Source organism: Pseudomonas sp. IT-93MI4, from assembly GCF_949767635.1.
GTDB lineage: Bacteria > Pseudomonadota > Gammaproteobacteria > Pseudomonadales > Pseudomonadaceae > Aquipseudomonas > Aquipseudomonas putida_A.
Window position 1 is genome coordinate 365,265 of record NZ_CATKPP010000054.1, and the last position, 17,445, is coordinate 382,709.

Annotated in this window: 18 protein-coding genes; 8 read left to right on the plus strand and 10 right to left on the minus strand. The window is 61.1% G+C overall.

Annotated features, from left to right (window positions below):
* The first annotated feature begins 132 nt into the window (after window positions 1-132).
* Window positions 133-1,149: a DNA-binding protein gene (locus ACM6I7_RS20735; protein ID WP_027612008.1), complete on the plus strand. Its 1,017-nt coding sequence runs from the start codon at window positions 133-135 to the stop codon at window positions 1,147-1,149.
* Here ACM6I7_RS20735 and gorA read toward each other — a convergent pair.
* Entirely contained in the window at window positions 1,146-2,504 is a 1,359-nt protein-coding gene (gene gorA / locus ACM6I7_RS20740; protein WP_346650178.1) for a glutathione-disulfide reductase, read from the minus strand. The two genes, ACM6I7_RS20735 and gorA, sit on opposite strands and share 4 nt — an antisense overlap.
* A 40-nt stretch (window positions 2,505-2,544) precedes the next feature.
* Window positions 2,545-2,715: a hypothetical protein gene (locus tag ACM6I7_RS20745; protein ID WP_155953488.1), complete on the minus strand. Its 171-nt coding sequence runs from the start codon at window positions 2,713-2,715 to the stop codon at window positions 2,545-2,547.
* Between ACM6I7_RS20745 and ACM6I7_RS20750 the strand changes: the two genes are divergently transcribed.
* Together ACM6I7_RS20750 and ACM6I7_RS20755 are read left to right on the plus strand one after the other, a co-directional pair.
* On the plus strand, window positions 2,702-4,948 hold the full coding sequence (locus ACM6I7_RS20750; protein ID WP_414889184.1) for a TonB-dependent siderophore receptor: 2,247 nt from the start codon (window positions 2,702-2,704) through the stop codon (window positions 4,946-4,948). The two genes, ACM6I7_RS20745 and ACM6I7_RS20750, sit on opposite strands and share 14 nt — an antisense overlap.
* A gap of 198 nt (window positions 4,949-5,146) precedes the next feature.
* Entirely contained in the window at window positions 5,147-5,356 is a 210-nt protein-coding gene (locus ACM6I7_RS20755; RefSeq protein WP_123586250.1) for a hypothetical protein, read from the plus strand.
* Between the two features lie 84 nt (window positions 5,357-5,440).
* Here ACM6I7_RS20755 and ACM6I7_RS20760 read toward each other — a convergent pair whose 3' ends face one another.
* The 5 genes from ACM6I7_RS20760 to ACM6I7_RS20780 all read right to left on the minus strand — a co-directional run bounded on the left by ACM6I7_RS20760 (window position 5,441) and on the right by ACM6I7_RS20780 (window position 10,152).
* Window positions 5,441-5,938: a GNAT family N-acetyltransferase gene (locus ACM6I7_RS20760; RefSeq protein WP_098968408.1), complete on the minus strand. Its 498-nt coding sequence runs from the start codon at window positions 5,936-5,938 to the stop codon at window positions 5,441-5,443.
* 108 nt (window positions 5,939-6,046) lie between these two features.
* Window positions 6,047-6,628, minus strand: a complete 582-nt coding sequence (locus ACM6I7_RS20765) for a DinB family protein (RefSeq protein WP_414889185.1) — start codon at window positions 6,626-6,628, stop codon at window positions 6,047-6,049.
* A gap of 17 nt (window positions 6,629-6,645) precedes the next feature.
* The gene (gene zapE, locus ACM6I7_RS20770; protein WP_414889186.1) at window positions 6,646-7,764 is read right to left on the minus strand and encodes a cell division protein ZapE; all 1,119 of its coding nucleotides are present in this window, start codon (window positions 7,762-7,764) and stop codon (window positions 6,646-6,648) included.
* Window positions 7,765-8,084: 320 nt separating this feature from the next.
* Window positions 8,085-9,044 carry an agmatinase gene (gene speB / locus ACM6I7_RS20775; protein WP_414889187.1) on the minus strand — a complete coding sequence of 320 codons (960 nt, stop codon included), beginning with the start codon at window positions 9,042-9,044 and terminating at the stop codon, window positions 8,085-8,087.
* Between the two features lie 16 nt (window positions 9,045-9,060).
* Window positions 9,061-10,152, minus strand: a complete 1,092-nt coding sequence (locus tag ACM6I7_RS20780) for a polyamine ABC transporter substrate-binding protein (RefSeq protein ID WP_414889188.1) — start codon at window positions 10,150-10,152, stop codon at window positions 9,061-9,063.
* A gap of 99 nt (window positions 10,153-10,251) precedes the next feature.
* Here ACM6I7_RS20780 and ACM6I7_RS20785 point away from each other — a divergent pair, with 99 nt between their 5' ends.
* The 3 genes from ACM6I7_RS20785 (at window position 10,252) to ACM6I7_RS20795 (ending at window position 13,414) form a co-directional block, all read left to right on the plus strand.
* A complete protein-coding gene (locus ACM6I7_RS20785) occupies window positions 10,252-11,145 on the plus strand; it encodes a LysR family transcriptional regulator (RefSeq protein ID WP_414889189.1) in 894 nt (297 codons plus the stop codon).
* A 263-nt stretch (window positions 11,146-11,408) separates the two neighbouring features.
* On the plus strand, window positions 11,409-12,875 hold the full coding sequence (locus ACM6I7_RS20790) for a nucleobase:cation symporter-2 family protein (protein WP_414889190.1): 1,467 nt from the start codon (window positions 11,409-11,411) through the stop codon (window positions 12,873-12,875).
* A gap of 65 nt (window positions 12,876-12,940) precedes the next feature.
* Entirely contained in the window at window positions 12,941-13,414 is a 474-nt protein-coding gene (locus ACM6I7_RS20795) for an LEA type 2 family protein (RefSeq protein ID WP_086791096.1), read from the plus strand.
* A 133-nt stretch (window positions 13,415-13,547) separates the two neighbouring features.
* Here the strand turns inward: ACM6I7_RS20795 and ACM6I7_RS20800 are convergent, their stop codons facing one another.
* Window positions 13,548-14,471, minus strand: coding sequence for a carbon-nitrogen hydrolase family protein (locus ACM6I7_RS20800; RefSeq protein WP_097089638.1), 924 nt, complete (start codon window positions 14,469-14,471; stop codon window positions 13,548-13,550).
* Window positions 14,472-14,555: 84 nt separating this feature from the next.
* Here ACM6I7_RS20800 and ACM6I7_RS20805 point away from each other — a divergent pair, with 84 nt between their 5' ends.
* A complete protein-coding gene (locus ACM6I7_RS20805; RefSeq protein WP_414889191.1) occupies window positions 14,556-15,470 on the plus strand; it encodes a LysR family transcriptional regulator in 915 nt (304 codons plus the stop codon).
* An 8-nt stretch (window positions 15,471-15,478) separates the two neighbouring features.
* On the opposite strand, the gene ACM6I7_RS20810 is transcribed toward ACM6I7_RS20805, so the two are convergent.
* Window positions 15,479-15,733, minus strand: coding sequence for a hypothetical protein (locus tag ACM6I7_RS20810; protein WP_003224595.1), 255 nt, complete (start codon window positions 15,731-15,733; stop codon window positions 15,479-15,481).
* A 153-nt stretch (window positions 15,734-15,886) separates the two neighbouring features.
* Here ACM6I7_RS20810 and ACM6I7_RS20815 point away from each other — a divergent pair, with 153 nt between their 5' ends.
* Window positions 15,887-16,204: a DUF883 family protein gene (locus tag ACM6I7_RS20815; RefSeq protein WP_007961870.1), complete on the plus strand. Its 318-nt coding sequence runs from the start codon at window positions 15,887-15,889 to the stop codon at window positions 16,202-16,204.
* Window positions 16,205-16,269: 65 nt separating this feature from the next.
* Here the strand turns inward: ACM6I7_RS20815 and ACM6I7_RS20820 are convergent, their stop codons facing one another.
* The gene (locus ACM6I7_RS20820) at window positions 16,270-17,310 is read right to left on the minus strand and encodes an Ldh family oxidoreductase (protein ID WP_414889192.1); all 1,041 of its coding nucleotides are present in this window, start codon (window positions 17,308-17,310) and stop codon (window positions 16,270-16,272) included.
* Window positions 17,311-17,445 lie beyond the last annotated feature (135 nt).

Consider the following 17,445-nt stretch of genomic DNA (forward strand, 5'->3'; position numbering starts at 1 on the left):
ATTCAGGGGTCTGACATTGGGTAATACCAGTATATCCCGCCTGTGATTAATCAAGCATTTAACTTTATTTTCAGCGTGGTACACTTCGTACTTTGGTGGCATGTACCACAGTACGTAATGGTAGGAGTTAAAATGGCCCGTGGTGGCGTTAACAAAGCAGTGGTGCAGATCGCGCGCTCAGCGATTCTGGCCCGAGGCGAACACCCCAGCATCGATGCAGTACGCATCGAACTGGGCAACACCGGTTCGAAAACCACGATCCATCGCTATCTGAAAGAGCTGGATGACGGCAGCCAACCGGTCGAAGCGTCCGCGGAACCGATCAATGACGAACTGACCGCACTGGTCTCGCGTCTCGCCCAGCGCCTGAAAGAACAGGCGCAAGAGCCGATCGAACTAGCGCGCGAGCAGTTCGAAGAGCAGCGCGAAACCCTGGAAGCGGAACTCAAGCAGGTGCGCCAGGCACTTGAGCAACTGGAACAACAGCACGACATTCAAGGCGCGGCGCTGGCCAAGGAATCCGAAGCGCTAAAAGAAACCCGCTCGATGCTGCAGACCGAGCAAACCCGCAACGCCGGACTCAATCAGGCGCTGGCTGATTTCGAATTGCGCCTGCAGGACAAGGACGAGCAGATCCGCTCGCTGGAAGAGAAACACCTGCACGCCCGCGATGCTCTCGAGCATTACCGCAACGCCACTAAAGAGCAGCGCGAGCAGGAGCAGGCCCGTCACGAAGGACAGCTGCAGCAGTTGCAGATGGAATTGCGCCAGGCGCAACAAAGTGCACTGGTGCGTCAGGACGAGATCACTCAGTTGCATCGCGATAACGAACGCCTGCTCACGGAAAACCGTGGCACCCAGCGCGAACTGAGCCTGATGCAGGATCAGCTCAAGCACAGCAACCAGCGTCAGGATCAGTTGCTGGAGCAAGCCACTCGCGTCGACAACGAACGCACCCTCCTCCAGGAACGCCTGCGCGTGGCCCTGCTGGAAAGTCAGACGCTGAAACAGGATGCCGACGAACAGCGGCAGCTCAATCAGTCACTGGAAAAGGAACTGACCAAAACTCAGGCCAGCCTCGAAGACAGCCTGCGTCTGGCGGCTACCGTTGCGGCAGCGCCAGACACAGCCAAAGCGAAGGACGCTTAAGCGCCGACCGGCGTACGCATGGTGACGAACTCTTCGGCGGCCGTCGGGTGCACCCCGATCGTGTCGTCGAAGTCACGCTTGGTCGCGCCAGCCTTCAGCGCGATCGCCAAGCCTTGGACGATCTCCCCCGCGTCCGGGCCGACCATGTGGCAACCGAGCACCTTGTCGGTCTTGCCGTCGACCACCAGTTTCATCAGGGTTTTCTCCTGACACTCGGTCAGCGTCAGCTTCATCGGGCGGAAGCGGCTCTCGTAAATCACCACTTCATGCCCCGCTTCCCGCGCCTCTTCTTCGGTCAGGCCGACAGTGCCGATGTTCGGCAGACTGAACACGGCGGTCGGGATCATCTTGTAATCCACGGGACGGTATTGCTCAGGCTTGAACAAGCGCCGCGCCACCGCCATGCCTTCGGCCAGTGCCACTGGCGTCAGTTGCACCCGACCGATCACATCACCCAGCGCCAGAATCGACGGCTCGCTGGTCTGGTATTGCTCGTCAACCTTGATGAAACCTTTGTCGGTGAGCTGCACATCGGTGTTTTCCAGCCCAAGGTTGTCCAGCATCGGACGCCGGCCCGTGGCGTAGAACACGCAATCGGCTTCGAGCACGCGGCCATCCTTGAGGGTCGCTTTCAGGCTGCCGTCAGGCTGTTTGTCGATGCGCGCGATGTCGGCGTTGAATTGCAGATCCATGCCGCGTTTGGTCAGCTCTTCCTGCAGATGCCTGCGCACCGAGCCATCGAAACCACGCAGGAACAGATCACCGCGATACAGCAGCGTAGTGTTCGCGCCCAGACCGTGGAAAATCCCGGCGAACTCGACCGCGATGTAACCACCACCGACCACCAGTACCCGCTTCGGCAGCTCTTTGAGGAAAAACGCCTGATTGGAACTGATCGCGTGTTCGTGCCCCGGGATTTCCGGAATCTGCGGCCAGCCACCCGTGGCAATCAGAATGTTTTTCGCGGTGAAGCGCTCACCGTTGACCTCGACCTCGTGCGGGCCGACGATCTTCGCGTGGGCTTCGTGCAGGGTCACGCCGCTGTTGACCAGCAGGTTGCGATAAATGCCGTTGAGGCGATTGATCTCGCGGTCCTTGTTGGCGATCAGGGTCGTCCAGTCGAAATTTGCTTCACCCAGACTCCAGCCGAAACCGGACGACTGTTCGAAGTCTTCGGCGAAATGCGCGCCGTACACCAGCAGTTTCTTCGGCACGCAGCCGACGTTGACGCAGGTGCCGCCCAGGTAACGGCTCTCGGCCACCGCCACTTTCGCGCCGAAACCGGCGGCGAAGCGCGCTGCACGTACACCGCCGGAACCGGCACCAATCACATAAAGGTCAAAATCGTAGGCCATTGCTATCTCCTCGGCAGGCCAACAGCATACCCGCCGCCGTCTATTGGGCAAGCGCCGTGAGCAGCTTTTCGCCCGTCTCGGCGAAGTCGGGAAATATCTCCAAATAATAATATTTCTTGTTTGTTACTAAATCGCCGGCCTGCACCTCGTCTTTGAACCAACGGATTTTTTCCCTCGAAGACAAGGAGTCGGCTGCGATGTTCGCGCCCATTACCCGTTCCATGACCCTGACTGTCGGCTTGTTCAGCATGGCGTTGAGTCCCGATCTGCTGGCTGAAACCGATCCTGAAACAGCGCCACAATCCGCCGCCCAGGCGCTGGAACTGGACGCCACCAGCGTCAGCGCCGAAGGCCTCGGCGTTAACACTGAAAACACTGATTCCTACACCACTGGCGCGATGAGCACCGCGACGCGAATGAACCTGTCGATCAAGGAAACCCCGCAATCGGTGTCCGTAGTCACGCGCCAGCAGATGGATGATTTCAAGCTCGGTACCTTATCCGAAGCCATGCGCCAGACCACCGGCATCGTCGTGCAACACAACGACTCGGATCGGGTCAGCTATTCGGCGCGGGGTTACCCGATCAACAATTTCCAGATCGACGGAATGCTCAACACCTTCGGGCGCATGAAGTCAGACTCGGACACCATCATCTACGACCGCATCGAAGTGGTACGCGGCGCCACCGGCCTGACCACCGGCGCGGGTGATCCTTCAGCGACGATCAACATGGTGCGCAAGCGCCCGACTGCCCAGTGGCAGGCACTGGCCGGGGTCAGTGGCGGCAGCTACGACAACTACTACAGCTATGTCGATGTCGGCGGGCCGCTGGCCTTCGATGGTCGGCTGCGCGGGCGTACGGTGCTGGCCTATCGCGACAGCCAGTCGTTCCGCAACAAATACGCGCTGCAGCGCGAGGTCGGCTACGGCATTCTCGAAGCTGATCTGACCGACTCCACGGTGCTTGCCGTCGGTTACGACTATCAGGACAAGCAGGTTCAGGGCACCTCCTGGGGCACCGTGCCGTACTGGAACGCCGACGGCAGCAAGGCCGGCCTCGGACGGTCGACCAACATGGCGACATCCTGGAGTTCCTGGCCGCTGAAGGACAAGACCGCGTTCGTTACCCTGGACCAGCAACTGGGTGATGGCTGGAAGCTGAAGGCCGCCTACACCCACCGCGAAAGTGATACCGACGGCAAGGTCTATTACGGCGGCAGCGGATTCCCCGAGGCCGACCGCAGCGGCATGACGGCCTACATGGGGCACATGCTCGGCACGCAGAAAATGAGCGTGTACGACTTCAACCTGTCAGGGCCGTACCAGCTGTTCGGCCGCGAACACGAGATGATGTTCGGCTACGGCGAGGCGGAAAACCGCTCGACTTCGCCCTACGCCTTCAACAGCCCCCAAGCCGCCGACTACGGCAAGATCCGCGACTGGAAATACATGGGTGACATCGGCAAATTCGCCGACACCGTTACCGGCCTGCCGGGCGCGCGAGGCATCACTCGGCAAAAGGCTGGTTACCTCGCGACCCGCCTGAGCCTGACCGATGAGCTGCATGCCGTCATCGGCAGCCGCTATGGCAGCTGGGACGAATCCAGCACCGATTACTACTATGATGCGCAGCAAAAACTGACCAGCACCGATGCCACCCATCAACGCCAGAATGATATCTGGACACCCTACGCCGGCCTGCTTTACGACCTGACGCCTGAGTACACGGTTTACGCCAGCTACACCGACATTTTCAAACCGCAGAGTAAGCGCGACAGCAACCGCAATTACCTCGACCCGGTGATCGGCAGCAACTACGAAGTCGGGCTCAAAGGCAGCCTGCTCGACGAACGCCTGAACCTGGCGACGGCAGTGTTCTGGAGCAAACAGGACAACGTCGCCGAGCGTGACAACTCGGTACCCCCGGACCCGGTGAGCGGCGAGGAGTTTTTCAAGTCCGGCGGCAAGGGTAACAAGGTCAATGGCTTCGAGGCCGAAGTGTCCGGGGAAATTCTCAGCGGCTGGAACATGACCGCCGGCTACACCTACACCCACTCCGTCGACGGCGAAAAACAGCGCAGCAACACCGCTCAACCACTGAACATGCTGCGGCTGTCCACGGCCTATCGTCTGCCGGGCAACTGGCACGCATTGACCGTGGGTGGCGCGGTGAACTGGCAGAGCGACGTCTATGGCGCGGCTAACCGCCCGGTCGGGCGCGGCGCCAACGGCCGGATCATCACCGAACCGGCGCGGATCAACCAGGAGGCCTACACCGTGGTCAAGCTGATGTCGCGCTATGAGTTCGACAGGCATCTGTCGGCGTCGCTGAACGTCGATAACCTGTTCGACAAGAAGTATTACGACAACGTCGGCTTCTACAACGGCGTGTACTGGGGCGACCCGCGCACGGTGACCCTGAGCCTGGACTGGAAGCTCTGAGCGCACCGGTTCAAACACCCCCCTGTGGTGAGGGGATTCATCCCCGACGGGTCGCAAAGCGGCCCCACTCTTCCAAGGGCATACCGTCAGAGCCCCTCACCACAGCTGTTAACCCCGAGTTAATTCCCCGCCGGGACACTGTGCCCCGAGATCTGCTTCATGGACGAACGGCTCCGACGTTTTTCAGTAGGAGGCACCATGAAAACCACCACCGCCATTCTTGCCGGGCTACTCGCCCTCGGTTCCGCCAGCGCCTTTGCCGAGGGCGGCGCCGAACGCATGCGGCATTACTACGACAACTTCCCGGTCCACCACGCGCCAAGCGAACAGCCGACCGATGCAAAAACCCCGGAACTGAAGGTTCCCAACGATCAGACCGCGCAAGTCACCGAGTCTTATCGCGACTGATTCACCGAGCAACCGATGGACCTCCGATGGCTCCGCTCTGGCCTCGGAGACGACAGTTGGGCGCCCTGTCCGGGGCGCCTTTTTTTATGCCTGCAGATCCTTGATCCAGAACAGCATACGGCCATGTTCCGGGTCGAACATGCCGGGGGCGAAGCCGAATTTGCGGTAGGAGTTCTGTGCCACCTCGTTGCCTTCGAGCACTTCCAGGGTGATCTTGCAGCAACCGCGCTGACGGCAGATTTCCTCGACCTTGCGCAGCATTTTCTGACTCAGGCCGAGGCCGCGAAATTTGCTCACGACCGCCACGTCATGGACATTGACCAGCGGCTTGCAGGCGAACGTCGAGAAACCTTCAAAGCAGTTCACCAGCCCTGCCGGCTCGCCACCGACGAACGCCAGCACACTGAACGCATGAGGCCTGCGCGCAAGTTCTTCCGGCACGCGACGCAACAGTTCCGGGTCAAGCGAATGGCCGCCGCCCATGGGATCTTCTGCGTAATGATTGAGCACGATGCCGATGGCTTCGGCGTGCAGTGGATTGGTGTAACTGGCTTGCAGCACAAGAATTTCTGCGGAATCCATTTCCATCCCCGATCATGGCCCCGGCGTGCAAAGTGCGCACCTGAAAGGCTGTTCGACCTTACCGCGAGGATGTTGCGGGCCACAACCGGATCTTTTCATTTCCAGGCATCAACGCCCCCAGATCAGCTCTTCCGTCCAGCCCAACTCGGCAAAATCCTGAGCACGCAACCCGCTCTCGCCGACGCAGAAAAACTCATCCAGTTGCGGCGGTTTCACCGAGGTCGCGCTGAGCATCGCGTGCACCTGCCCCCGGTGATGGATCTGATGCTCGAACAGGTGCGAAAGCATACGCAAGCGACTGTCATGCTGCGGCGTTTCCCGGGCGATGGTGACGATCCGCCCCAGATCGGCATCGCGCAGTTGTTCGCAATAAGCGATCAGTCGACGATCGACGTGCGCCTGCTCTTCACGCAGCGCTGCGGCCTCGGTAAACGGCTCGTCATGGTTGAAAAACACATAGCAATCAGGATGCGGTTCGTCACCGCGCAACTCGCGTTCCAGTGCATCAACGTAGAACCAGTCGCACGTCAGGATGTGATTGAGGGTGAGGCGGATACTCGGAAAAAAGCTCGTTCGCGGCGCCGCCAGCTCAGTGGCGTCGAGCTGATTCCAGGCTTTGCCGAGGCGATGATTGGCCCACGCGTTCTGGTAGGCCATGGTCAGTAAATGATGCGACAGCGGTTGGCTCATACTCGCGCCCTCTTCGCTCAGGATTCGGCAAAACGCTGCAACTGCATCTCCTGCAACCGGCTGAGGGTGCGCCGGAACGGGAATTCCAGATAACCCTCGGTGTACAGCGCCTCCATCGGTACCTGGGCCTCAATGTACAGCGGCACCTTACGGTCGTAACACTCGTCGACCAAGGCAATGAAGCGACGCACGCCGTCGTCGTGCACCGACAGTTGCGGCAACTCACGGTCACCGGCCACCACCTGCGCCGAGCCGTCCTCGGTGCCGCGAGCGATGCGCCCTTCGCGTTTCTGCGCGCTGAGGTTCGGCACGTCGCTCAACAGAATAGACCGATAGTTGTCGCACAGTGCGATGAAATCCATCGCGGCAAATGGTTGCTCGCAGAGATCGGCATAGCGGCACCAGAGCACCGTCGCACTGGCTTGCACCACGTTCAGCACACGATGGCCGACGGGCACCGGCTCGGCGCTGGCGGGCTGCCCGGCATTCAGTGCCTGGAACACCGGCTGCAACGCACTGTCCTGCCCCGGCGCCACGACGAAATAACGCTGCAGGCCCGCGCCCGGATGCAGACGATGATCCTCGGCGCCGTTCACCGCCACCACCTGCATGTGCGCCTTGATCGCGGCAATCGCCGGGACAAACCGATCTCGGTTGAAGCCGTCGGCGTACAGCTCATCCGGCGGCAGGTTAGAGGTGCAGACCACCACCACGCCTTCGTCGAACATCACCTGAAACAGCCGACCGAGGATGATCGCATCGCCGATGTCATTGACGAACAGCTCGTCGAAGCACAACACCCGTACTTCCGCCGCCAACTCTTTGGCCAACGCCCGCAACGGATCGGCGATGCCAGTGAGCTGGAACGAGCGCTGGTGCACCCAGCCCATGAAATGATGAAAGTGCTGCCGTCGCGCCGGCACCCGCAGGCTCTGATAGAACTGATCCATCAACCAGGTCTTGCCACGCCCGACCGGGCCCCACAAATACACGCCGGTGACCAAACGGGCACCGGCGTGCAAGGCTTCATGGCATTTTTGCAAGGCCCAGACCGCATGTTCTTGGGCTTCATCCTGGATGAAACCCTTGTGCTCGATCGCGTGTTGCCAGGCGCTTAAAGGAGAGTCGAAAGTCATGCGCGGCAGTATGCCACGATGTCCCTGAAAAACAGGTGCCCTTTTGTGGGAGCGGGCTTGCTCGCGAAGGTGTCGGGGCAGCCAACATCATCGTTGAATACACACCGCTTTCGTGAGCAAGCCCACTCCCACATTGGCTTTGTGGGGGGCAAAGATCGACTGTATATCTCGCGACCTCAAAACAGCGTGCAACAACTGCCTGGAATACAACCTCCTGTGGGAGCGGGCTTGCTCGCGAAGGCGTCAAGTCAGCCAACATCATCGTTGAATGACACACCGCTTTCGTGAGCAAGCCCACTCCCACATGGCTTTGCGGTGTTTTAAAGGTCGACTTTGTGTCGGGCGGCGTAAAGGCAGAGCATTTCCATCGCCAGGGTGGCCGCTGCCAGTGACGTCACGTCCGCATGGTCATAAGCCGGCGCCACTTCCACCACGTCCATGCCCACCAGATTGATCCCGCGCAACCCGCCGAGGATTTCCAGCGCCTGCACCGTGCTCAGCCCGCCACACACGGGAGTGCCGGTGCCCGGGGCAAAGGCCGGATCCAGGCAATCGATATCAAACGTCAGGTATACCGGGTGATCGCCGACCCGCGCGCGAATCGCCTCGACAATCGCCTCGCAGCCACGCCGATGCACCTGGCGGGCGTCGAGCACGGCAAAGCCCTGATGATCGTCATTGGTGGTGCGCAAACCGATCTGCACCGAGCGCGCCGGATCTACCAGCCCTTCCCTGGCCGCGTGCCAGAACATGGTGCCGTGATCGACGCGTTTGCCGCCCTCGTCCGGCCAGGTGTCGCTGTGCGCATCGAAGTGGATCAGCGACAGCGCGCCGTGTTTGCGCGCATGGGCCTTGAGCAGCGGATAGGTGATGAAATGGTCGCCGCCAAACGTCAGCATCGCGCTGCCAGCTTGAAGAACGCGCTCGGCGTGAGCCTCGATGCTTTCCGGAATGGTGTGCGGCGAGCCGTAATCGAAATCGCAGTCGCCGTAGTCGATCACCGCCAGATGATCGAACGGATCGAACGCCCACGGCCAGTGGCGTTCCCAGGCGATCCCGGTGGAGGCGGCGCGAATCCCCCGTGGGCCGAAGCGTGCGCCCGGGCGGTTGCTGGTGGCGGTGTCGAACGGAACCCCGCTGACCGCCACGTCGACGCCGCGCAAATCACGGCTGTAGCGACGACGCATGAAACTGGTGATCCCGGCGTAGGTGCTTTCGGCACTCGTGCCGTACAGGCTGTCGCGGGTCATGGCTTGGTCATTGAGCATCGGCACGTCCATCGGTGTGCTCCTTTTGTTATTGATGGCTACGGAAAGTGGTCCACAGACGCGTGCGCTGACGCATGTCCTTGAGGCTCATGCTGCGGTCGGCGTACAGGCGTTCGCGCATTTCGGCGGGCGGATAGATGTCCGGATCGTTGCGCACCGCCTCATCCACCAGCGGCGTCGCGGCCTGGTTGGCGGTGGCGAAAAACAGCGTATTGGTCAGCTCGGCCACCGACTCGGGGCGCAGCATGAATTCGATGAACGCCCGCGCCGCTTGCGGGTTTGGCGCGTCCTTGGGAATGGCCAGATTGTCCTGCCAGATCAACGTGCCTTCGCGCGGAATCCGGTAGGCGACTTCGTAGGCTTTGTTGGCCTTGTGCGCCTGATCGGCGGCCATGCTCACGTCGCCGTTGTAGGTCAGCGCCAGACAGACACTGCCATTGGCCAGATCGTTGATCTGCCGGCCGGTGGCGACATACAGCACCGACGGCTGGAGTTTCTGCAACAAGGCTTCGGCAGCGGCCAGATCATGCTTGTCGGTGCTGTAGGGATCCTTGCCGAGGTAATGCAGCGCCAGACCAATAACTTCCTGCGGCGAATCGAGCACGGCAATCCCGCAGTCCTTGAGCTTGCTGGCGTACTCGGGCTTGAACAGCAGATCGAGGCTGTTCAGCGGCACGTCCGGCAAGCGCTTTTTCACCGCTTCGACGTTCAGCCCCAAACCGAGTGTGCCCCAGGTATAGGGCACGGCGTAGCGATTGCCGGGATCGACGGCGGCGAGTTTTTCCAGCAGATCGGGATCAAGGTTGGCGTAGCCCTTGAGGCCTTGATGCGGGATTTCCTTCAGCGCGCCTGCTGCCAAACCCCGGGCCAGCACGCTGGACGACGGCACCACCACGTCATAACCGCTGCCGCCGGTCAGCAGTTTGGTTTCCAGCACCTCGGAAGTATCGAAGGTGTCGTAGCGCACATGAATGCCGGTCTCCTGCTCGAAACGCTGTAGCGTCTGCGCCGGCACGTAATCGGCCCAGCTGTAGAGATTGAGGGTTTTATCCTCGGCCTGTGCCTGGATGACCACGGACAACAACAGCGCGGGAAAACACAGCTTGAACACGGGAGCCATGACGAACACCTGACCGGAGGAAGTGGTGGCAGGATGCGCCGTCGGATACATTGCAGAAATATCAAGTTTGTTAACCTGAGTTTATCCCGGAGTAATGTAATGCTCGGTCAGCTTCACGACCTCGATTTGCAGTTGCTGCGCCTGTTTGTGCGGGTCGTGGAATGTGGCGGCTTCAGCGCGGCGCAAGGTGAGCTGGGCCTGAGCCAGTCCAGCATCAGTCAGCAAATGGCCAAGCTGGAAACCCGCCTCGGCTATCGCCTGTGCAGCCGGGGCAAGGGCGGTTTCAGCGTCACGCCCAAGGGTGAGCAATTGCTTATCGCGATTCGCGCACTGTTCCAGTCCATCGAGACGTTCCGGCATCAATCCAACGGCGTCGCTGGACGGCTGATCGGTGAGGTGCGGTTGGGCCTGTCCGAGGCAGTTGATCAGTCGGTGCTGCTGCGGGTGGCGGACGCGATCCGGCGCTTTCGCGAGCGCGATGAGTCGGTGCGCATCGAGTTGATCAGCGCGATGCCCGGGGAGATGGAGCGCTTGCTGCTGCAACAGCGGCTGGATCTGGCCATCGGTTATTTCTCCCAGGTGCAGAGTGCTTTCGATTACCGCGAGCTGTTCCGGGAAACCCAGCATTTGTATTGCGCGCAGGGGCATTCGCTGTTCAGCGTCGATGCGCCGGATGACGCGGCGTTGCAGGTCTGCGATCGGGTGGATCATCCATATCGATTCATGCGCAGTGGCGAGCCGTTCCCGGACAAACGCTTTTCCGCGCGTTCGGAGCAGGTCGAGGGCACCCTCGCCTTCATTCTCTCCGGCAAGCATGTCGATTATCTGCCCGATCACTACGCGCGCGTCTGGGAGGACAAGGGCTTGCTGCGCGCGCTGCGGCCTGGGGAATTGAGTTTCGAAGTGGCGTTTCATCTGGCCCGGCACCGGGCGCAGGTGCCGGGGGATGCGCAGAAGGCGTTTGAGGAGGATTTGCTCGCAGCCTTCACCTGAAAAATTTCTGCCAGCAAATAACCCTGTAGCGAGGGGATTTATCCCCGATGGGCGCGAGCGGCCCGGCTCTTTGGTATTCAGGAGCTGGGCCTGCTACGCAGTCCATCGGGGATAAATCCCCTCACCACAGAAACGGCAACCAGTTCAAACCCCGTTTTTCTTGACCTTTCAGGCAATTTTTGCTCGTTGCCCTCGCCGCCCTCTTGCGGCATCCTGCGCCTCCATTTTCTGACCCGGCCCCGCCTTACGGCGCGCAAAACACCATGACCGCCTCTGAAAAAGTCCCGCGCAACAACGATCTGCTCTACGGCCTCAACGACCGTCCGCACCTCACCGCCACCGTCTTCGCCGCGCTGCAACACGTGCTGGCGAGCTTCGTCGGCATCATCACCCCGACCCTGATCATGGGCGGCGCCCTCGGTCTGCAAAGTGAAATTCCGTACCTGATCAGCATGGCGCTGTTCGTTTCGGGCCTCGGCACGTTCGTTCAAGCCAAGCGTTTCGGCCCGGTCGGTTCCGGGTTGTTGTGCCTGCAAGGCACCAGTTTTTCCTTTATCAGCGTGATTCTCAGCGCCGGGTTCATGGTCAAGGCCCGGGGCGGCGGTACCGATGAAATCCTCTCGACGATTTTCGGCGTGTGCTTTTTCGCCGCGTTCATCGAAGTGGTGCTGAGCCAGTTCATCGGCAAACTGCGGATGCTGATCACTCCGGTGGTCACCGGCACCATCATCACCCTGATGGGCCTGTCGCTGATCAAAGTGGCGATGACCGACATTGCCGGCGGCTTCGGCGCGCCCGATCTGGGCGCCGCCAGCCATGTGTTTCTGGCCGCGTTGGTGATCGGCACTATCGTTGTGCTGAACCGCGTCGACGTGCCGTTTCTGCGCTTGGGTGCGATCGTCATCGGCCTGACCCTCGGCTACGTGGTCGCCTGGCTGATGGGCACCGTGGATTTCGCCTCGATGCCCGAAGTGCCGCTGGTCAGCGTGCCGGTGCCGTTCAAGTACGGCTTCAATTTCGACTGGGTGGCGTTCGTGCCGGTGGCGGTGATCTTCCTGGTTTCGCCGCTGGAAGCAGCCGGTGACCTGACCGCCAACTCGATGATCTCGCGGCAACCGGTCAAGGGTCCGCTGTACATCCGCCGAATCAAATCCGGTCTGCTCGCCGATGGCCTCAACTCGGCGATGGCAGCGGTGTTCAACAGCATGCCGATGGTCACGTTCGCGCAGAATAACGGCGTGATCCAGTTGACTGGCGTGGCCAGCCGCTACGTGGCGTTCTTCATCGCCGGCCTGCTGGTGCTGCTGGGGCTGTTCCCGATGATCGGCGCGGTGCTGCAACTGATGCCTAAACCGGTACTCGGCGGCGCGGAACTGGTGATGTTCGGCACCGTGGCAGTGGCCGGGATCAAAATTCTCGCCGAGGCCGGCCTGCATCGGCGCAACATGCTGATCGTGGCGATCTCGGTGGGCATGGGCCTGGGCATTGCCGCCGTGCCGGAAGTGCTGCGCGAGTTGCCGCAAGCGCTGCGTAACATCTTCGAATCGCCGATCACCGTCGGTGCGTTGTGCGCTATCGTGCTGAATATCTTCCTGCCGGAAGAATTCATTGAGCTGGAAGAAGACAATTTCGATCCGGAAGCGTCGATTCTGCAGGTCATGGAAAACCCCGATCTGCCGGCCAAAGCTGAACCTGCAACGGCAGCGGCGGTCGCACAGTTGAACCGCTGACGCTGCGCCATGAAAAAAGGGCTGAGCCGGCAACGGTTCAGCCCTTTTTCGTTGAGAGACTGTTTATGCGCCGCGTCCACGCCGTCATCCTGTCCCTGCTGCTGTTGTCCCTGAGCGCCTGCGCGCTGTTTCCCAACCGCGATCCAGTGAACATCAACGTGGTCGGCCTCGAACCGTTGCCGAGCCAGGATCTGGAAGTGCGTTTCGCGATCAAGTTGCGGGTGCAGAACCCCAATGAGACGGCCATCGATTACAACGGCATCGCCCTGGATCTGGAGGTCAATGGCCGTCCACTGGCCTCGGGCGTCAGCGATCAGACCGGCTCGATCCCGCGCTTCTCGGAAACCGTGGTCAGCGTGCCGGTCAGCGTTTCCGCGTTCTCGGTACTGCGCCAGACCCTCGGCCTGAGCCAGACACAAACCCTCGACAACCTGCCCTACGTACTGCGCGGCAAACTCGCGGGCGGCGTGTTCGGCACCATGCGATTTGTCGACAGCGGCAAGCTGAGTTTGCCGAAGGCCACTGCTGCGACGTGGTAACCCACTAAACACACAAGTCTCCTGTAGGAGTGAGCCTGCTCGCGATAGCGTCACGTCAGTCAATAAAGGGGTTGGCTGATCAGACGCCATCGCGAGCAGGCTCACTCCTACAGGTTATGTGTCAGTCCTGAGGTTATGCGGTGAAGCGCACCCCCGGTTTGGCCCGCTCATCGACACTCAGCTCAAACACATCCGGCCGCGCATAGTGGCCAACCACGTCATAGTCGTACCGCGCCCGCACCAGCTCATCAGTATCGATCTCAGCCGTCAGCAACCCGGCCTCGCCACGCAACGGCCCCGCCAACACATCGCCCATCGGCCCGACAATCACACTGCCGCCGGCAATCAGCGGCCGATCCGCCGGCCAGTTGGCAATCTCCACGCCCAGCTCGTTCGGCGAAGCCTGCACCTGACAGGCGCTGACCACAAAGCAACGGCCCTCGTGGGCGATGTGACGCATGCTGACCTGCCACATCTCGCGCTCGTCCACGGTCGGCGCGCACCAGACTTCAATGCCTTTGGCGTACATCGCCGTGCGCAGTAGCGGCATCATGTTTTCCCAGCACACCACCGCACCAAGTTTGCCGACCTGTGTGTCGAGCACCGGCAGCGTCGAGCCATCACCCTTGCCCCAGATCAGCCGTTCGGTGCCGGTCGGCATCAGTTTGCGATGCTTGGCCACCAGCCCTGCCTGCGGATCGAAATACAGCGCCGTGCAATACAACGTGCTGCCGGCACGCTCGATCACGCCGATCACCAGATTGGCCCCGGTGCGCGCCGACAAACCGGCCAGTGCCTCGGTTTCTGCCCCCGGCACGTCAATGGCGTTGGCGAAGTAGCGGGCGTAGGCCTCACGCCCCTCGGGCAAGCGATAGCCCAACTGCGTGCCGAAGCCCTCACCTTTCGGATAGCCACCGAGCAACGCTTCAGGCATCACCACCAGTGCCGCGCCGGACTCGCTGATCGCGTCTTCCCAGCTCAGGATCTGTTCCAGGGTTTCACCCTTGCCACCGGGCAAGGCGCCGATCTGCAGGGCGGCGACGATTGATTTGGGCATTACATTCACTCCATCGGGTTCAAGTGTTGCCGATTCTGCGGCGGCGCGGGATCATGAATAAAGACCGACTCACTGCTGAATGATATGAACCAAATGAATATCGCAACCGTCGACCTCAACCTGCTGAAAGTCTTCGAAGCCTTGCATGAGGAGTCCAGCGCCAGCCGTGCGGCGCTGCGTCTGGGCGTGACGCAATCGGCGGTCAGCGCAGCATTGCGTCGATTGCGTGAGATGTATGGCGATCAATTGTTCGTACGCACCGGGCGCGGATTGGCGCCGACACTCAAGGCCAATCAACTGAAACCGGTGGTCAGCGAGGCGCTGAACAAATGTCGGCAGAGCCTGGCGATGGTCGATCCGGCGGCCCACCACTATGACGGCCGATCAGTCACCGTGGGCCTGTCGGATGATTTCGAAATCGCTTATGGCCGGCGCCTGATCGAAGCCATCGCTCGCAGCGCTCCCAAGCTACGGCTGATCTTCCGCCAGACCCACAGCCAGATCGTCGCCCGCGCCCTGATGGAACGCAGCATCGACCTGGCGATCACCGCCGGTGGGTTCGCCGAGCGTCTGCTCAGTCGTCAGGTGCTGGGTGAAGGGGATTATGCGTGTCTGGTCGATCCGGGCAGTCTGGCGCCCGGCCAGCAGAACATCGATTTGCCGGAGTTCGTCGCCCGCGAGCACGTTCTGGTGTCCTCGGGCGGTTTTATCGGCATCACCGATGAAGGCCTGGCGGCGCTGGGTCTGAGCCGGCGGGTCTGCGCCTCGACCACGCACTTTGCCGCGCTGCCGCATCTGCTCAAGGGCAGCGGCGCGGTGGCAACCATCCCCCGCCATGCCGCGCAGGCCATTGCCGAGCTCAGCGGACTGGTGCTGCTGCCCTGCCCGCTGGCGTTGCCGCGTTACCCGATCGAACTGGGCTGGCGCACCAGCACGCAGATCGATCCGGTAGTGATCAAGGTGCGTGAGGCGATTGTCGGGTGTTTCAACGCGGACTGAGGCGCGTGTTACTTGTTGGCTGCCATCAGTCGATTGACTTCACTGCGCACCATGTTGGCGAATTCCGGCGGGGACATGCCATCCAGCTCGGCGCGCACCCACTCGGCCCATTTGCCCTTGCGCTTGGAGCGTTCGCCGAACAACCGCGCGGCTTCGCCTTTGGCTTTGCCCAGATTGTTCTGCCAGAGTTCGAACAGACGGGATTTCTCGTCTTCCAGCGCTGCGCGCTCGGCGAGGGATTTGTCGGCCAGATTGAAACTCATGGGGAAATACCTGCTGCGTAAAATGGCGACATCTTACACGCTCGAGGGAAATCTCCCGCGCAGGTTTTTCTTTCGCACCTAAAATCAGTGCAACTTTTCAGTCAGCGCCACACTCCATTGATCACTGTTCATCCATCTGCAAGGAGTCACCCAATGGCCCGCAAATCCCGCGTGCAAGCCGTCGAAGACCAAATCAAGGATCAGGCATTCAGCGAACTTCAGGCTTTGATCGAAGAGTCCGACAAACTGCTCAAGAGCAGCGCCTCACTGGTGGGCGAAGAAGCCGAGACCCTGCGCGGACAAATCGCCCTGAAACTGCAACAGGCGCTGGATTCTGTTTCGAGCGTGCGTGAGCGCACCAAACCGGCGGTCGAGGCCACCGAGAGCTACATTGGCGGCCATCCATGGCAGACCGTAGCGATTTCCGCCGGTTTCGGTCTGGTGGTGGGCTTGTTGCTCGGTCGTCGTTGATCGACGTCTGACAAAAAACCTGTGGCGAGGGAGCTTGCTCCCTCGCCACATGGGTTATCTGACAATTATTCCCCGGCCAATTCGCGCAACTGCGCCAGCGTCTGCTCCTCCAGCACAATCCCCTCGGCCAGCGACCGCGCGCGCTGCAAATGCCGACGATCACCCGGCAAGCGCTTCAACCCCACCCCATGCATCTGCCGCACCAGTTCTTCGCTGCGCTCGGCAAAACTTTGCCCGGCGGATTTGCTTGGGTCGATGAGGATCAGCAACTGCCCGGTCCACGGGGTCTTGGCCCCGGGATGGTTCGTCCAGTCGAACTCGAAGGAAAAATTGCCACCCGTCAACGCCGCCGCCAGCAACTCGACCATCATCGACAATGCCGAACCTTTATGGCCGCCGAATGGCAACAGTGCGCCGCCCTCAAGAATGGCCTTCGGATCCTGCGTCGCCTGACCGAGACCGTCCACGCCCATTCCGGCGGGCAGACGTTCGCCCTTGCGCGCCGCGATCTGCACATCACCGTGAGCAATGGCGCTGGTCGCCAGATCGAAGACAATCGGCGCACCACCGGCCCGCGGCGCGGCAAAGGCAATCGGGTTGGTGCCGAACAGCGGCCGATCGGCGCCATGCGGCACCACGCAGGTCATGCTGTTGACCACGCTGAGCGCCACCAGCCCTTCTTCGGCAAACGGCTCGACGTCCGGCCACAGCGCCGCAAAGTGATGCGAGTTGCGAATCGCCAACACCGCGATCCCGGCATTGCGCGCCTTCTCCACCAGCAACGAACGAGCAGCGGCCAGCGCCGGCTGGGCGAAACCGTTGCCGGCATCGACTCGCACGAAACCCGAGGCTACGTCCTCGACTTGCGGCACAGCCTGTCCATTGACCCAACCGCTATTGAGGGTCGAAACATATCCGGGGATACGGAACACGCCATGACTGTGCGCACCGTCGCGTTCGGCACCGGCGCAGTTGGCAGCCAGAGTGCGGGCGACGGACGCCGACGTACCGTGGCGCAGGAAAACCTTTTCAAGCAATTGCGTCAGCGCTTCGAGCGAGAGTGTGGACGCAACGGGGGAAGACACGCAATCGTGTGGCGCAGACATCTGAAGCTCCAGACTAATTATTGGAGGGAACAACAGCGTACGAACAGCTTGCCCAGCGATTAACCACGCCCGGTACGGGTGCTGTCAACCGTTGTGGTGCCGGCTTGTCGCGGCTAGCACATTGCGCTGCCGCTG

Coding starts and splice junctions, on each gene's coding strand:
- ACM6I7_RS20810 (WP_003224595.1), bottom strand. CDS start 15,733: ATGAGTTTCAATCTGGCCGACAAATCCCTCGCCGAGCGCGCAGCGCTG.
- ACM6I7_RS20805 (WP_414889191.1), top strand. CDS start 14,556: ATGAACCAAATGAATATCGCAACCGTCGACCTCAACCTGCTGAAAGTC.
- ACM6I7_RS20780 (WP_414889188.1), bottom strand. CDS start 10,152: ATGGCTCCCGTGTTCAAGCTGTGTTTTCCCGCGCTGTTGTTGTCCGTG.
- ACM6I7_RS20745 (WP_155953488.1), bottom strand. CDS start 2,715: ATGGGCGCGAACATCGCAGCCGACTCCTTGTCTTCGAGGGAAAAAATC.
- ACM6I7_RS20790 (WP_414889190.1), top strand. CDS start 11,409: ATGACCGCCTCTGAAAAAGTCCCGCGCAACAACGATCTGCTCTACGGC.
- ACM6I7_RS20785 (WP_414889189.1), top strand. CDS start 10,252: ATGCTCGGTCAGCTTCACGACCTCGATTTGCAGTTGCTGCGCCTGTTT.
- ACM6I7_RS20800 (WP_097089638.1), bottom strand. CDS start 14,471: ATGCCCAAATCAATCGTCGCCGCCCTGCAGATCGGCGCCTTGCCCGGT.
- ACM6I7_RS20750 (WP_414889184.1), top strand. CDS start 2,702: ATGTTCGCGCCCATTACCCGTTCCATGACCCTGACTGTCGGCTTGTTC.
- zapE (WP_414889186.1), bottom strand. CDS start 7,764: ATGACTTTCGACTCTCCTTTAAGCGCCTGGCAACACGCGATCGAGCAC.
- ACM6I7_RS20795 (WP_086791096.1), top strand. CDS start 12,941: ATGCGCCGCGTCCACGCCGTCATCCTGTCCCTGCTGCTGTTGTCCCTG.
- gorA (WP_346650178.1), bottom strand. CDS start 2,504: ATGGCCTACGATTTTGACCTTTATGTGATTGGTGCCGGTTCCGGCGGT.
- ACM6I7_RS20735 (WP_027612008.1), top strand. CDS start 133: ATGGCCCGTGGTGGCGTTAACAAAGCAGTGGTGCAGATCGCGCGCTCA.
- ACM6I7_RS20815 (WP_007961870.1), top strand. CDS start 15,887: ATGGCCCGCAAATCCCGCGTGCAAGCCGTCGAAGACCAAATCAAGGAT.
- speB (WP_414889187.1), bottom strand. CDS start 9,044: ATGGACGTGCCGATGCTCAATGACCAAGCCATGACCCGCGACAGCCTG.
- ACM6I7_RS20765 (WP_414889185.1), bottom strand. CDS start 6,628: ATGAGCCAACCGCTGTCGCATCATTTACTGACCATGGCCTACCAGAAC.
- ACM6I7_RS20820 (WP_414889192.1), bottom strand. CDS start 17,310: ATGTCTGCGCCACACGATTGCGTGTCTTCCCCCGTTGCGTCCACACTC.
- ACM6I7_RS20760 (WP_098968408.1), bottom strand. CDS start 5,938: ATGGATTCCGCAGAAATTCTTGTGCTGCAAGCCAGTTACACCAATCCA.
- ACM6I7_RS20755 (WP_123586250.1), top strand. CDS start 5,147: ATGAAAACCACCACCGCCATTCTTGCCGGGCTACTCGCCCTCGGTTCC.